The sequence below is a fragment of the Fructobacillus cardui genome, assembly GCF_963580785.1.
Lineage (GTDB): Bacteria > Bacillota > Bacilli > Lactobacillales > Lactobacillaceae > Fructobacillus > Fructobacillus cardui.
In genome coordinates, this window is the sequence record NZ_CAUZLS010000003.1 from 64,190 (window position 1) to 77,345 (window position 13,156).

Annotated in this window: 12 protein-coding genes, 1 tRNA gene and 2 other annotated features (1 of these 15 only partly in view); of the genes, 9 read left to right on the forward strand and 4 right to left on the reverse strand. The window is 44.4% G+C overall.

Annotation, left to right across the window (positions count from 1 at the left end):
• Positions 1-82: 82 nt before the first annotated feature.
• Positions 83-571 (reverse strand): P-loop NTPase family protein, encoded by a 489-nt coding sequence (locus AABI20_RS03595; protein WP_288846719.1) that lies wholly within the window; start codon positions 569-571, stop codon positions 83-85.
• Between the two features lie 235 nt (positions 572-806).
• Positions 807-1,069 (forward strand) — a binding site (T-box leader).
• A 76-nt stretch (positions 1,070-1,145) separates the two neighbouring features.
• Here AABI20_RS03595 and AABI20_RS03600 point away from each other — a divergent pair.
• From AABI20_RS03600 to AABI20_RS03620, 5 genes are all read left to right on the forward strand, one after another.
• Positions 1,146-1,985 carry a MetQ/NlpA family ABC transporter substrate-binding protein gene (locus AABI20_RS03600; protein WP_338346788.1) on the forward strand — a complete coding sequence of 280 codons (840 nt, stop codon included), beginning with the start codon at positions 1,146-1,148 and terminating at the stop codon, positions 1,983-1,985.
• Positions 1,986-2,021: 36 nt separating this feature from the next.
• Complete coding sequence (locus tag AABI20_RS03605) at positions 2,022-2,861, forward strand: MetQ/NlpA family ABC transporter substrate-binding protein (protein WP_047974271.1); 840 nt, start codon at positions 2,022-2,024, stop codon at positions 2,859-2,861.
• 62 nt (positions 2,862-2,923) lie between these two features.
• Positions 2,924-4,261, forward strand: coding sequence for a M20/M25/M40 family metallo-hydrolase (locus AABI20_RS03610; RefSeq protein WP_338345913.1), 1,338 nt, complete (start codon positions 2,924-2,926; stop codon positions 4,259-4,261).
• Positions 4,262-4,303: 42 nt separating this feature from the next.
• Positions 4,304-5,386 (forward strand): methionine ABC transporter ATP-binding protein, encoded by a 1,083-nt coding sequence (locus AABI20_RS03615; protein WP_047974269.1) that lies wholly within the window; start codon positions 4,304-4,306, stop codon positions 5,384-5,386.
• The gene (locus AABI20_RS03620; protein ID WP_047974268.1) at positions 5,383-6,078 is read left to right on the forward strand and encodes a methionine ABC transporter permease; all 696 of its coding nucleotides are present in this window, start codon (positions 5,383-5,385) and stop codon (positions 6,076-6,078) included. Before AABI20_RS03615 ends, AABI20_RS03620 begins: the two co-directional genes overlap by 4 nt.
• A 67-nt stretch (positions 6,079-6,145) precedes the next feature.
• Here the strand turns inward: AABI20_RS03620 and AABI20_RS03625 are convergent, their stop codons facing one another.
• Positions 6,146-6,844 carry a GntR family transcriptional regulator gene (locus tag AABI20_RS03625; protein WP_047974267.1) on the reverse strand — a complete coding sequence of 233 codons (699 nt, stop codon included), beginning with the start codon at positions 6,842-6,844 and terminating at the stop codon, positions 6,146-6,148.
• A 235-nt stretch (positions 6,845-7,079) separates the two neighbouring features.
• Between AABI20_RS03625 and AABI20_RS03630 the strand changes: the two genes are divergently transcribed.
• From AABI20_RS03630 to AABI20_RS03645, 4 genes are all read left to right on the forward strand, one after another.
• Positions 7,080-7,151, forward strand: a tRNA-Gln gene (locus AABI20_RS03630).
• A gap of 116 nt (positions 7,152-7,267) precedes the next feature.
• The gene (locus AABI20_RS03635) at positions 7,268-7,771 is read left to right on the forward strand and encodes a GNAT family N-acetyltransferase (protein WP_288846763.1); all 504 of its coding nucleotides are present in this window, start codon (positions 7,268-7,270) and stop codon (positions 7,769-7,771) included.
• Between the two features lie 5 nt (positions 7,772-7,776).
• Entirely contained in the window at positions 7,777-8,352 is a 576-nt protein-coding gene (locus tag AABI20_RS03640; RefSeq protein WP_288846713.1) for a TetR/AcrR family transcriptional regulator, read from the forward strand.
• 150 nt (positions 8,353-8,502) lie between these two features.
• Positions 8,503-9,561 (forward strand): ABC transporter permease, encoded by a 1,059-nt coding sequence (locus tag AABI20_RS03645; RefSeq protein ID WP_288846712.1) that lies wholly within the window; start codon positions 8,503-8,505, stop codon positions 9,559-9,561.
• Positions 9,562-9,681: 120 nt separating this feature from the next.
• Here AABI20_RS03645 and metF read toward each other — a convergent pair whose 3' ends face one another.
• On the reverse strand, positions 9,682-10,587 hold the full coding sequence (gene metF, locus AABI20_RS03650; protein WP_338345909.1) for a methylenetetrahydrofolate reductase [NAD(P)H]: 906 nt from the start codon (positions 10,585-10,587) through the stop codon (positions 9,682-9,684).
• Entirely contained in the window at positions 10,574-12,853 is a 2,280-nt protein-coding gene (gene metE, locus AABI20_RS03655) for a 5-methyltetrahydropteroyltriglutamate--homocysteine S-methyltransferase (protein WP_338346789.1), read from the reverse strand. The genes metF and metE overlap by 14 nt, the downstream gene beginning before the upstream one ends.
• A 75-nt stretch (positions 12,854-12,928) precedes the next feature.
• Positions 12,929-13,156: a binding site (T-box leader), on the reverse strand; it runs 18 nt beyond the window's last position.

Here is a 13,156-nt window from a genome sequence, read left to right on the forward strand (position 1 = left end):
CCGTCACTCCTTCAGAATTCATCGATAGTCATATAGGATGGTTCCTTTAATCAGCACTAAATTCAAGTAACCTAACATACCCTTAATGAGCTAAATCAGCCATGATTTTTCGAACAACTGCTTCTTGGCCAAGGCTCGGGGCAATGACCCTTTCACCTGTAACCTGTAATAAATCATGGGGTTGAAACCACTTTGCCAAATCAGCTTCATCAAAACCTGGATTCGTTTTTCCTTGATGTCGTTTGACCGTCTCTTCAAATGGCAAATCATAATAATAGATAAAGCTTTTCTCAGCTTGATTGATAATTTCGGACAGCATTTGGCCATACTTCGAAGTCGGAAGAATCCCCTCAACAATTGTATAACGACAATTTTTAATCCCAAACAAAGCCATCTCCTTGATCAGATTAATTGCTAGATTGTTGGGTGTATCTTTCACTCGTAACATTGTCCGCCGGACATAATCCTGCGGAATTAATAAATTATTTTCACCAAGTTGTTCATGTAAAGCGTTCGCAGTGACCGTTTTGCCACTACCCGAATTTCCTCGAATCACGATTAGATTTCCCATTTATGTCCCCCCACCATCACCTCATTGCTACTACTATATCAATAAATCAAAAGCCACATTCAAATGCTACGCCGGCCCGAATAAAACACCGAAATTTCAACCTAATTGTTTCAATGAAATCAGTAATATTTTTGATATAATAGTTCTAAACAAAGACTAATTTAGCACTTTTATTAAAATTTTTATCATTTTTGTTGACAAGGAAGCTAACATCTTGTAATATAAACACATCATATCAAACAAGTTGATCAGGAAAGTAAAAAGTAACTTTAGCCTAGAGACTTACCGGTTGGTGCAAGGTAAGGTAAAGAAGCTTTTGAAAATGACCTGTGATTGGCAACTACGAATCGGTTTACCGTTAGTAGTTGACGGACTGGCCCTCGTTACTTGGGCACACCATTCGGCTAGGATCATTCCCCGGGGCCCGATGGTTAGTGAGCAGCCTAAAGGCAACTTTTGGCTAAAACTCAGAATGGTAACGCGAAAGTCGCTTCTGTCTTAAATCTTAAAGATAGAAGCGGCTTTTTTTGTTGCTAAAATTAAAATAAAGATATAAGGAGATAATAACAAGAAAATGTCAAAAAAAGGTTGGTTGATTTCCGGTATCGCAGTCGTTGCTGTCGCTGCACTAGCTTACGTCAGCTTTGGTCATCACGGTACAAGCAATAATAAAACGGTGACAGTCGGCATTATGTCAGCGAACAAAGATGACGATGATATTTGGAAGAGTGTTGCTCAAACGGCCAAGGATAAGTACGGTGTGACGATTAAGTTCAAGCAGTTCTCCGATTACTCACAGCCAAACAAGGCTTTGCAAAACGGCGACATTGATTTGAACTCTTTCCAGCACTACGCTTTCCTGGATGCCTACAACAAAAAGAACGGCAACGAATTAACCTCAATTGGTGAAACGGCCATTAGCCCAATCCGCTTATACTCGAACTCATACAAGAATGTCAGCGACTTTAAGGATGGCAACACCATCGTCGTTCCAAATGACCCATCAAACGAAAGTCGGGCCCTTTACCTCTTGAAGTACGCTGGATTGATTGAGTTGAAATCAGGATTGACGCTGGCAACAACGAAGGACATCACTTCAAATCCAAAGAATTTGAAGATTAAGGAAGTTTCAGCAGATCAAACCGCTCGTAACCTTCCAGATGTTCAGGGGGCCGTTATTAATGGTAATTATGCACAGTCAGCTGGCCTAAAGTACCAAGATGCCATCTTCGTGGAACCTTTGAACAAGGATTCACACCAGTGGGTCAACATCATCGTTGCCCAAAAGAAGAACAAGAACAAGAAGTTTTACCAAGACGTCGTTAAGGCTTACCAAACAAGCAAGACCAAGCAATTGATCAAGGAAAAGTATGGTGAATCAGAAGTCGCCGCTTGGGACAAGCAATTTAATTAAAATAATTGAGTAACATAGGAAAGAGAGAAAGATATTATGAGTGCAAAAAAGACGATTATTGGAATTGTAGCCGCCGCAGCCATTGTTGGAATTGGTTACTTCAGCTTCTTCAACCACGGTAGCCAAGACGACAAGGTGGTTAAGATTGGTGTCATGAACGGTGACAAATCAGAAGACCAAATCTGGGCAGAAGCAGCCAAGACTGCCAAGGATAAGTATGGTATTACTTTGAAGACCGTTAAGTTCTCTGATTACTCACAGCCAAACAAGGCCTTGAGCAACCACGACATCGACTTGAACGCCTTCCAAAACTACCCATTCTTGGAAAACTGGAACAAGGCTAACAAGACAGACATCGTTTCAATCGGTGACACTTGGACTACACCATTGCGTGTCTACTCAGACAAGTACAAGTCAATCAAGGACATCCCTGATGGTAGCCAAATCGCCGTTGCCAACGATGTTACTAACGAAAACCGTGGTATCCACCTCTTGGCCGAAGCTGGTTTGATTAAGGTGAAGGACACGAACAAGGCCACACCAAACGACATTACTTCAAACCCTAAGAACTTGAAGATTGTGCCAGTTGATGCTTCACAAACTGCAACTTCATTGAAGGATCCTAAGTTTGCCGGTGCTGTTATCAACACAAACTTTGCTAAGTCAGCAGGAATCGACTTTAACTCTGCCATCTATGTTGAAGGTTTGAACAAGAACACGACTCAATTCTTCAACTTCGTTGCGGCTAACAAGTCTGACAAGGATAAGAAGATTTACAAGGATGTTGTGAAGTCTATCCAAACTGCTAAGACCAAGGAATTAGTTAAGAAGAACTACGACGGTGCCGAAATCACTGTTTGGGATTACAAGAAGTAATTCGACAAGGCGGGCTTGTCCCGCGTACATATTTAATCATCACCACGAAAGGAAAATTACTCATGTCAAATCGTAAAGAAGAATACCTCACTTTCTTAAAAGAATTGATTGCCCTCCCCAGTGTTTCAGCAAAGCACGAGAAGCTACCTGAAACGGCTGCCCTTCTCGGTCAAGCATTGGAAAAGCTTGGTGGCCAAGTCGAAATCGACGACAGTTACTTTGCCCCACTGGTCATTGCGCACTTTAATAGTAACCAAGCCGATGCAAAAAACTTGATTATCTATAACCACTACGACGTGCAGCCAGCGGAACCCTTTAACCTGTGGGACCAAGACCCCTGGACTTTGACTGAAAAAGATGGCCATCTGATTGGTCGCGGTGTCGATGACGATAAAGGGAATATCACGGCCCGTTTCACGGCCTTAGCCGAATACTTAGACGAAAACGATGGCCAATTACCCGTCAACATTACCTTCTTAATTGAAGGTTCTGAGGAAACCGCCTCACAGCACTTGGATGACTATTTAGCCAAGTATCCAGAATTAAAAGCTGATTTAATCATCTGGGAGTCCGGTAATAAAGACGAGCAGGGACAAATCGAACTTGGTGGTGGTAATAAGGGAATCGTGACCTTCGATGTGACGGCCAAGACGGCTGGCATCGACCTCCATTCCTCATTAGCAACCGTTGTTGATTCCGCTGCCTGGCGCTTAAGCCAAGGGTTATCAACCCTTTTTGATCCAAAGACGGGCCGCATTCAAGTCCCTAACTTCTATGAGGACGTCATCGCCCCTAACCAGCGCGAAAAAGACTTGGTTGCCGCTTTGCCTGGCACCAAGGAAGAATTTATCAAGGGCCATCAAATCACTGCCCCACTATTAACCGACAAGCGTGGTGACGATTGGAAGGAAGCCCTCTACTTCGAACCAAGTATTAATATCGAGGGTATCTCCTCTGGCTACGAAGATCAGGGTGTCAAGACAGTGCTACCAGCGGAAGCAACCGCTAAGCTGGAAGCCCGTCTGGTTCCCGGTATGGATCCAGACAAAACCTTAAAGCAGATTCAAGACTATTTGATCGACCAGGGCTTTGCTGATTTGACAGTAACAAAGACCCTTGGTCAACCTGGCTACCGGTCAGATATGTCGGATCCTGAAATCAAAAAGGTCATCGACCTGGCTAAGGACTTTTATCCAGGTGAACCCGTTGTTTCCCCAACTTCACCAGGAACCGGCCCAATGGCCTATGTCAACAATGCTATCAAGGCCCCCATTATTTCTTTGGGTGTCGGCTACCAAGGCGCCTTAGACCATGCTCCAAATGAAAACATTCGCCTGACTGATTACGAAGACAACATAAAGTTTGTTAAACTAATCATTGGTAGCTATGCTAATCACTAGTAGCAAACAGAAAGGAAAGTGCGCAAGCACCAGAATTTATCAATGACGAATCCAATTATTTCTTTAAAAAATATTGATGTGACCTTCCAACAAAAAAAGCGGACCATTGAGGCGGTTAAAAACGTTTCCATTGACGTGAACCGTGGCGACGTCTTCGGAATCGTTGGTTACTCCGGCGCCGGTAAGTCAACTTTGGTCCGGGTCATTAACCTGCTCCAGGTCCCAACAAACGGCCAAGTCATCGTGAATGGCGAAACCTTCTTTGACGGTCAAGGTGCTGGTAAGAGCGGTGTCCAGATTAAGCCAAATGAGCTTCGCGACCGCCGCCGCAAGATTGGAATGATTTTCCAACACTTTAACTTGCTCAACGAGCGTACGGTGGCTGAAAACGTGGCCTTTGCCTTGCAGCATAGCCCATTAAAGGCCGACGAAAAGCAGGCAAAGGTTGCTGAGCTGCTTGAATTAGTCGAATTGACTGATCGAGCTGACCAGTTCCCTGCCCAACTTTCCGGTGGTCAAAAGCAACGTGTCGCCATCGCCCGCGCTTTGGCCAACGACCCTGAAATTTTGATTTCTGATGAAGCAACCTCTGCCTTGGATCCAAAGACGACCAACCAGATTTTGGCCCTTTTGAAGAAGTTAAATCAGCAATACAACTTGACCATTCTTTTGATTACCCACGAAATGGATGCGGTCAAGGAAGTGGCTAACAAGGTTGCCGTGATGCAAGATGGTCAGGTCCTAGAAGAAGGTTCAACTTTGGACATCTTCACGAAGCCACAAGCCGCCTTAACTAAGGAATTTATTGAAACGGCCACAAACCAGGATAAGGCTTTGGCAACGATTGCTGAATCGGATGCCATTACAACCTTAAACGACAACGAGGTCTTTGCCCGTCTGACTTACTCTGGTAACAGCACGAACGAACCATTAATCACCACCCTCTATCAGAAGTATGAAGTTGTCGCCAACATCCTGTACGGTAACGTTGAGATTCTACAAGGAACCGAAGTTGGTTCCCTGTTAGTCATCCTCTCAGGCTCAGCCGATGGTTTGGCTGCCGGTTTGCAGTCCTTAAAAGACCAAGGCGTTTCTGTTGATATCTTGAAAGGAAAGCAAGCATGAGTAATTGGTTTTCACAAACATTTCCAAACGTCGTTTATCAAGGCTGGTCCGGTGATACCGGTTGGCTAACTGCAATTAACCAAACAATTTTTATGACCTTCTGGTCCGCTATCTTCGGTGGTCTTTTGGGCTTAATCTTTGGCTTTGGCCTTGTTGTCACAAGCCCTCGTGGTATTACCCCAAACAAAGTCCTCTTCTGGATCTTTGATAAGATTGTTTCGATTTTCCGAGCAATTCCGTTCATTATCCTGTTGGCTTTCATTGCTCCCGTCACTAAGACCATTGTTGGAACGCAAATCGGTTCTACTGCCGCTTTGGTGCCATTGTCATTGGGAGTCTTCCCCTTCTATGCCCGTCAGGTTCAAGTTGCCTTGACTGAAGTTGATTCTGGGATTGTCGAAGCTGCCCAAGCAGTTGGGGCTTCCTTCACTGAAATCGTCTTTGGTGTCTACCTCCGCGAAGGTCGGTCCGAATTGATTCGTGTGTCAACGGTGACACTGATTTCCTTGATTGGGTTAACAGCCATGGCCGGTGCCATTGGTGCTGGTGGTCTGGGAAACATGGCCATCGCCTACGGTTACAACCGTTTTGCCAATGATACAACCTTGGTGGCCACTTTCTTGGTCCTCGTCCTCGTCTTGATTGTCCAAGTCGTTGGTGACTACCTAGCAAAGCGCTATAACCACAAATAAAAAATCAGTACAAAAGGAGCTCAACACAATGTGTTGAGCTCCTTTTTTTCAAACTATTAATGATTCATTAGCGAGTCAATTGGAATTCAAAGCGATCACCAACGTAGTATGAGCGCACGTATTCAAAAGGGTGGTCTTCCTGGTCGTAAGAGACCTGACGGACGGCCAAAATTGGATCGCCACGCTTAATTTGCAAGAAATCAGCTTGTCGCTCCGTTGCCAGCGCCGCTGTGACCGTTTGTTCGGCCCGGCCTGGCTGAATGCCGGCCTGGATTAAAGTGGCGTAGAGCGACTCTGTCAGGCTTGAACGGGTAAAGTTATTGACCAGCTTTACAGGTAAGGTCGTCTGTTCCAACAAGATTGGTTCATCATCACCCAAGCGCAAGCGCTCCATCACCAAAACTTCGTCCTCTGGTTTGAGTTGCAAATGCTCCAACTCCGAAACGGATGGGGTCGTCACCTTATAAGAAACGGTCACGGTCTGCGCTTCACGACCTGATTTTTTCATCAATTCCGTAAAGGAAGTCACACCGAGCGCCCGTTCTGAAACCTTTTTCTCAGCCACATAGGTCCCGGATCCAACACGGCGTTCCAAGATGCCTTCATCAACTAGGGTCTGAATCGCCTGGCGGAGGGTCATCCGGGAAACGTGAAAGGATTCGGCCAAGTCACGTTCGGCCGGAAGGCGTTTATTCGTCCCCCATTCACCAGCTGCAATGCGCTGACGAATCTCATTATGAATCTCAATATAGCGTGGTATAGCCATAATTATTGCCGCTCCTGACTGTCATTATTGGTTGAAAACTAGGATAACTTGCTAGCATCTCTTTTCTCATTATAATTGGTCTAGGCAGATATTTCAAATCAGTCCCCTCTTTTTACCAATTTTTTGATTCACTCCGCTCCATCTGTTTTTTATAGAATTCATTACAAAAAAATCCAGAAAATTCTAAAAAAACCTTGCAAAATGAGAGAAAAGCGGGTAATATATATCAAGTAATTGCCCCTTAGCCAAGCGGTAAGGCGGTGGCTTCTGGTGCCATTATGCGCTGGTTCGAATCCAGCAGGGGCAATACGATAACTTAGAAAAGGCGGTCTTGCTAGTGTAAGGCCGCCTTTTATGTTATCTTGGTAGTATAGCGTAATTCCTTTACTAGATATTCTAGTAGCAGACGAAATGGAGACAAAAGTGAACATCCGTCCTCTTGCTAAGCAAGATTTGCCCCATATCTACCAGCAAAAAAATTCACGGTCTGTGATGGCCCTCTGGTTCGAGGAACCTTTTAATTCCCTAGATGAATTAAGCATCCTCTACGACCGCCACGTCCTCGATCAAAGCGAACGGCGTTTCGTGATTGAGGAAGACAACCAATTTGTCGGTGTCGTTGAATTAATCGATATCAATACCATTCACCGTCACTGTGAAATCCAAATCATTATTGACACTAAATTTCATGGCCAAGGTTTGGCCCAAGAAGGTCTGCACGCCGGAATCGAATATGCCTTCTCTGTTTTAAATCTTCACAAGATTTACCTATATGTCGATGTTGAAAATCCGGCTGCCATCCACATTTATAAAAAGTTCGGCTTTCAAGAGGAAGGCCGACTCCGCCAACACTACTTTGCAGAAGGACGTTACCATGATTCCTTAATGATGGGACTCTTCGCTAACGAATTTTATCAAGAAAAATAACCATTATGAAAACCGATGCCCGTTATACCAAAGCCGATGCCGCTATTCGTGCTACCTTTTTAGAAATTTTGGCTCATAAGGACTTTCATAAAATTTCTGTCCAAGAAATCATTAAGCAGGCTGATATTAACCGTTCAACCTTCTACGCTCATTTCTTAGATAAGGATGATTTGATGGAAACCATCCAACTGGACCTCTTAGAAGAGACTATGGGGGCTCTTCCCTCGCTTAATATTGAAAATTTCGACGTCGCTGAAATCTTTCAGCATCGAGCTGATTTTTTGGTTCAAAAGCTCTACGAGCAAAAGGAATTAGCCGCCCTTCTGCTTTCAAAGCATGCTGAGCATTCCTTTGAAAATCGAATGGTTGAACAGGCTAAAAAAGCTTTTTTCAATACAACTGATGGCCACGATTTAGCGATTCCACCGCGGTATGCTCTCAATATTTTGACAGGAACCGCCACAAATTTGATTATTACTTGGATTCGTTCTGGCTTTCAAGAGTCAACTGAAGAGTTTTCGGCCATCCTTGTTAGGGTTGTCCCACCACTTTTGACTAAGGTCATTCATGCCCAGAACTAATTTTTTCAACCAAACCACCCACCAATGGGTGGTTTTTTGTTGGATAAGTGGCCTAAAATCAGCTTATCCAACTTTTAAGCAACGATTGTTGGTTTTCTTTTTTTGTCGATTTCATATACTAAAATCAGTAAATGAAAAGAGGAAGTACACATGAAATCATCCAATAAGTTGATTTTAGGTTTGGCTCTTGGTTTGACAGTTGTCTTAGGAATTATGATGACTGCCTTCTCATTGCCAGCCGTTAAATCAGGTATTAACAATGTACCAATTGGTGTCGTTGCTCAAAATGACGCAACGTATGAAAAGTTGGCCAAGCCGTTGTCCGATAAGGGATTTAAGGTTAGCCAATATGGCAGCGAAAAAGACGTTAAGTCTGCTATCAAGGAACGTAAGATTTACGGTGCCTTTGAAATATCAGCAACTGGTGACTTGAGCTTGTACCAAGCAACAGCCGCTTCTGCAGCCGTTGCGCAAGGCTTGAACCAAATCGGTCAGGGTGTTGTTACCCAGCAAAAGGCTGCTGCTAAGGCTCAATTAGCACCAATGATGGCCCAAGCAAATGATGCCAACACATTGAAGACTTTGAGCCAAAAGTCAGCAGCAATCGATGCTAAGACATTGAAGGTTGTTGAATTACGTGCCTTCCCTAAAGATGACTCTAAGGGAACTGGTTTGGCCGCTGGTGCCTTACCAATTGCCCTTGGCGGTTGGATTGGTGCCGTTGCCATTGCCAACGTGATTAAGGGTAAGAAGCAAAAGTTCTTTGCTGCCTTGGCATTCGCCTTCGTTGGTGGACTTGGCCTTGTTGGTGTTATCCAATTCGGTGTTGGTACTTTCGATGGTAACTACTGGTTAACTTCACTTGGTGCCATGATTGGTATCGCCGCCACTGCATTCTTTGTTCTGGGTATTTTGGAAGTGATGGGCAATGGTGGTTTGATTATCGCTGCCATCATGTTGATCTTGCTTGGGAACCCACTTTCAGGGCTCTCATCAGCTCCTGAAATGTTGCCAAAGGGCTGGGGTTTCTTCGGACAACTCTTGCCACCTGGGGCAACTGGAACAATTTTGCGGAACATTGCCTTCTTTAATGGCAATGCCATTGCCTTGCCGTTAACAGTTTTGCTTAGCTATATTGCCTTTGGCATGATTCTCTTCGCCCTCGGTAAGAAGTCAACAATCGTTGTTTCAAAAACAACGGCTGACTAATCCAAATATTTTTTCTGCTTGAAAAACCGCTCGCAAGTCTGATTTCAGACAAGCAAGCGGTTTTTTGTTTTACTCTTTTCTTTTCATGAGGGGCCGATATTAAGCAACCAAGAACTCGATTCAATGAACCAGTTCGATTGCACCCCTATCCTTTGTTTGGTTAGCTTCAAAAATTGTCTTAGTGGCATCCCAGATTTTCTCAGCGATTTCCGGCTTATTCATCGTATATAAATGAATACCGTCGACCCCTTGGGAAACCAAATCAACGATTTGTTCGATTGCATAAGCAATACCGGCGTCTTTCAGCGCCAAGGGATTATCCGCATAGCAATCAAGCATTTTTTGATACTTTTTGGGCACTGGCACACCCGAAAATTTCGTTATCCGCTCAATTTGCTTTTTATTGGTACAAGGCATAATGCCAGCTTCAACCGGAACTGTTATGCCAGCCAGGGCTAGCCGTTCCTGAAATTCATAAAAATGCTGATTATCGAAAAATAGCTGTGAAATCAGGTGGTCCGCTCCTGCATCAACCTTGCGCCTCAGCCCTTCAATATCAGCCACCACAGATGGTGATTCCTGGTGCACTTCCGGATAGCAAGCAGCGGCAACATCAAAATTAGGATACTCGCGGTCAATATAAGCAACCAAATCAGAAGCATGGTAAAAGGTCCCATTTGGTGATAACCCATCTACCGGATCACCGCGCAGTGCCAGTACGTTTTGAATATTATCGGCCGCCAGTTGGTCAAGCAATTCGTCCACCTGATCTTGGTTCCGATACAAACTAGGAATATGGGCAACCGCTGGTACGTGTAGCTGATTTTGAATAAGATTCGCAACCTCAATCGTTTCATTGCCCTGGGCCGTTCCGCCCGCACCCAATGTGACCGAAATAAAATCAGGTGAAATATCATTTAACGAAGATAGCGTTGGCAGAATACTTTCTTTGGAAGTATTCTTTCGTGGTGGAAAAACCTCGAGGGAAAAAACTGTTTTTTTCTCAAATAAATCAACTAGCTTCATCGACATCCTCCCTGATTGCTTGAATGGCAGCAATCATGTTTTCTAAACTGGCGAAGGATTCCGCCTCGGACCGGGTCTTCAAACCGCAATCTGGATTGATCCAAACGTTTTCAGCAGGAATTTTTTCGATTACCTGCTCAATCAAACCTTGAATTTCATTTTGACTAGGCACCCGTGGTGAGTGAATATCATAGACACCTGGCCCTACCTGAGTTTGGAACTGGTGGTCAACTAGGTCATCAATTAAGGTGAAATCAGCTCGAGAGGCTTCAAATGAAATCACATCGGCATCCAAGTCATCGATTGCTTGGAGAATATCTGAGAACTCGCTATAGCACATATGAGTGTGAATTTGTGTTGTTGGCGCGACACCAGAGTGAACCAGGTGAAAGGCCGGAACGGCCCAATCTAGGTACTGGCTAAACCAATCTGATTTTCTTAATGGCAAATTCTCACGTAGAGCTGGCTCATCGATTTGAATAATCTTAATCTCATGCTTTTCCAAATCCAAGACTTCATCACGCAAGGCCAATGCAATTTGGGTCACGACTTCCTTGCGCTCGATGTCCTCACGAGGGAACGACCAGTTAAAGATGGTCACTGGACCCGTCAGCATCCCCTTCACGAGCTTATCCGTCAAACCATTTGCATAAACTGAGGCTGCAACCGTAATCGGTGCCGTGCGGCTAACATCCCCCCAAATAATTGGTGGTTTAACAGCTCGGCTCCCATATGACTGGACCCAACCATTTTGCGTGAAGACAAAACCACCTAATTTTTCACCAAAGTATTCGACCATGTCATTGCGTTCGTATTCCCCATGAACCAAGACATCAAGGCCTAACTCCTCCTGCTTACGGATAATCCGAGCGATCTTGTCTTCGTTGAATTGGTCATATTCTTCTTGACTGATTTCATGGTGCTTAAATTGACGACGGTTGGCTCGAACATCAGCTGTTTGTGGGAAGGAACCGATTGTCGTCGTTGGGAACAGTGGCAAGTCTAATTCTTCGTTTTGCAAAGCAATCCGTGTTTTTCGATCTGGCAGCCGAGTGTAGTCATCGTCGCGCAACGCCTCCACTCTCTTCTGAACCACCACATTAACTGGGTGTTTGACGTCGGCAAAGAGTCGTTGATTTTCTGCCAAATACTTCTCGCTACCTTCTCGGCCAGCAACAATCGCAGCCAATTCACTGAGTTCGTGCAATTTTTCAATAGCGAAGGCCAAATGTTGGGCAACATCTTGGTCCAACTGATTTTCATTAGCAACGGTATAAGGCACGTGCAACAAAGAGGAAGAAGTATTGAGGACCACGGATACTTCTGCTGGTAACTGGTGCAATTGCTGCAAAATTGTCTGGTAATGATTGCGCCAAACGTTCTTTCCGTTCACAACCCCAGCAAAGAGCGCCTTATCGGTTGGAAAACCGTATTGCTCAATCAATTGCCAATTTTCTTGCCCTTCAACAAAGTCCAAGCCGATTCCCGCAAAAGGCTTTTGAATCAAATCTTGGTAGACATCCCTGACATCACCAAAGTAAGTCTGCAAAATCACTTTGACTGTAGTTGGTTGGGCCAATATTTGGTCATAGAGTTGATCAAACAATTCTTGGTCTTGTTGACTGACATCAAACGTGAGGGCCGGTTCATCAACTTGTAAATAGTCGACCCCTAACTCCTGCAGGTTAGCCAAAAGTGCTTGATAGGCCTGGACCAAATCAGTAATGAAATCAGTTGGCTTGGCACCATCCACAAAACGCGCTAATTTCAAAAGCGTGTAGGGACCGATGAAGACAGCCTTAATCGAATTAATTCCTGCTGCCCGGGCTTCACGAATTTCATCAAGTAGCCTTTGACCATTAAACTGCACGTGTGTCTCTGGCGTAAATTCAGAAACGATATAGTGGTAATTCGTATTAAACCACTTCTTCATTGGCAGCGCCTTAACCGTTTGGTCACCATCCTGGTAACCCCGAGCCTGAGAAAAATACTCATCTAATTTTGACAATCCTAATTGTCGATAGCGGTCAGAAACAATATTTAAATCGTTGGCAACGTCCAAAAAATTATCAAAGAAAGAAAAGTCGCCAACTGGAATCAAGTCAATGCCAGCTTCCTGTTGGGCCTGCCAATGCGCCAACTTAATCTCATGCGCCTTTTTCAATAACTCGTCCTGGTTCAACTGCTTCTTCCAATAATGCTCTGTCGCAAACTTGAGTTCTCGCTTTTCACCAATCCGTGGGAAACCAATAATTGTTGTTGTCATATCCTTTTCTCCTCATCTTTTCTTTACTATTCTTGTCCGCACATAAAAACGCCCCTAGATAAACAATTACGTCTATCTAGGGGCGCCTTTTGGCACGGTACCACCCTAATTGTCTGATAACCATCAGACTTACTCAATACCCCAATTAGCATCGGAGCCACACAAGATAACGGTTGTGAACCGTGTCCATCTCACGCAAAATGTGCTCGACCGGCCAGTAACTCCAAGACCATCTTCTCTAACCATTTTTCTACCAATTCTCATCATCATGGCTCTCTGTCAGAAATTCGGATTAGATACTCA

Bases quoted from the DNA above. Each gene is read 5' to 3' on its own strand.
- AABI20_RS03620 (WP_047974268.1), top strand. From the start codon at position 5,383: ATGAGTAATTGGTTTTCACAAACATTTCCAAACGTCGTTTATCAAGGC.
- AABI20_RS03615 (WP_047974269.1), top strand. From the start codon at position 4,304: ATGACGAATCCAATTATTTCTTTAAAAAATATTGATGTGACCTTCCAA.
- AABI20_RS03625 (WP_047974267.1), bottom strand. From the start codon at position 6,844: ATGGCTATACCACGCTATATTGAGATTCATAATGAGATTCGTCAGCGC.
- AABI20_RS03605 (WP_047974271.1), top strand. From the start codon at position 2,022: ATGAGTGCAAAAAAGACGATTATTGGAATTGTAGCCGCCGCAGCCATT.
- metE (WP_338346789.1), bottom strand. From the start codon at position 12,853: ATGACAACAACAATTATTGGTTTCCCACGGATTGGTGAAAAGCGAGAA.
- AABI20_RS03595 (WP_288846719.1), bottom strand. From the start codon at position 571: ATGGGAAATCTAATCGTGATTCGAGGAAATTCGGGTAGTGGCAAAACG.
- AABI20_RS03610 (WP_338345913.1), top strand. From the start codon at position 2,924: ATGTCAAATCGTAAAGAAGAATACCTCACTTTCTTAAAAGAATTGATT.
- AABI20_RS03645 (WP_288846712.1), top strand. From the start codon at position 8,503: ATGAAATCATCCAATAAGTTGATTTTAGGTTTGGCTCTTGGTTTGACA.
- metF (WP_338345909.1), bottom strand. From the start codon at position 10,587: ATGAAGCTAGTTGATTTATTTGAGAAAAAAACAGTTTTTTCCCTCGAG.
- AABI20_RS03600 (WP_338346788.1), top strand. From the start codon at position 1,146: ATGTCAAAAAAAGGTTGGTTGATTTCCGGTATCGCAGTCGTTGCTGTC.
- AABI20_RS03640 (WP_288846713.1), top strand. From the start codon at position 7,777: ATGAAAACCGATGCCCGTTATACCAAAGCCGATGCCGCTATTCGTGCT.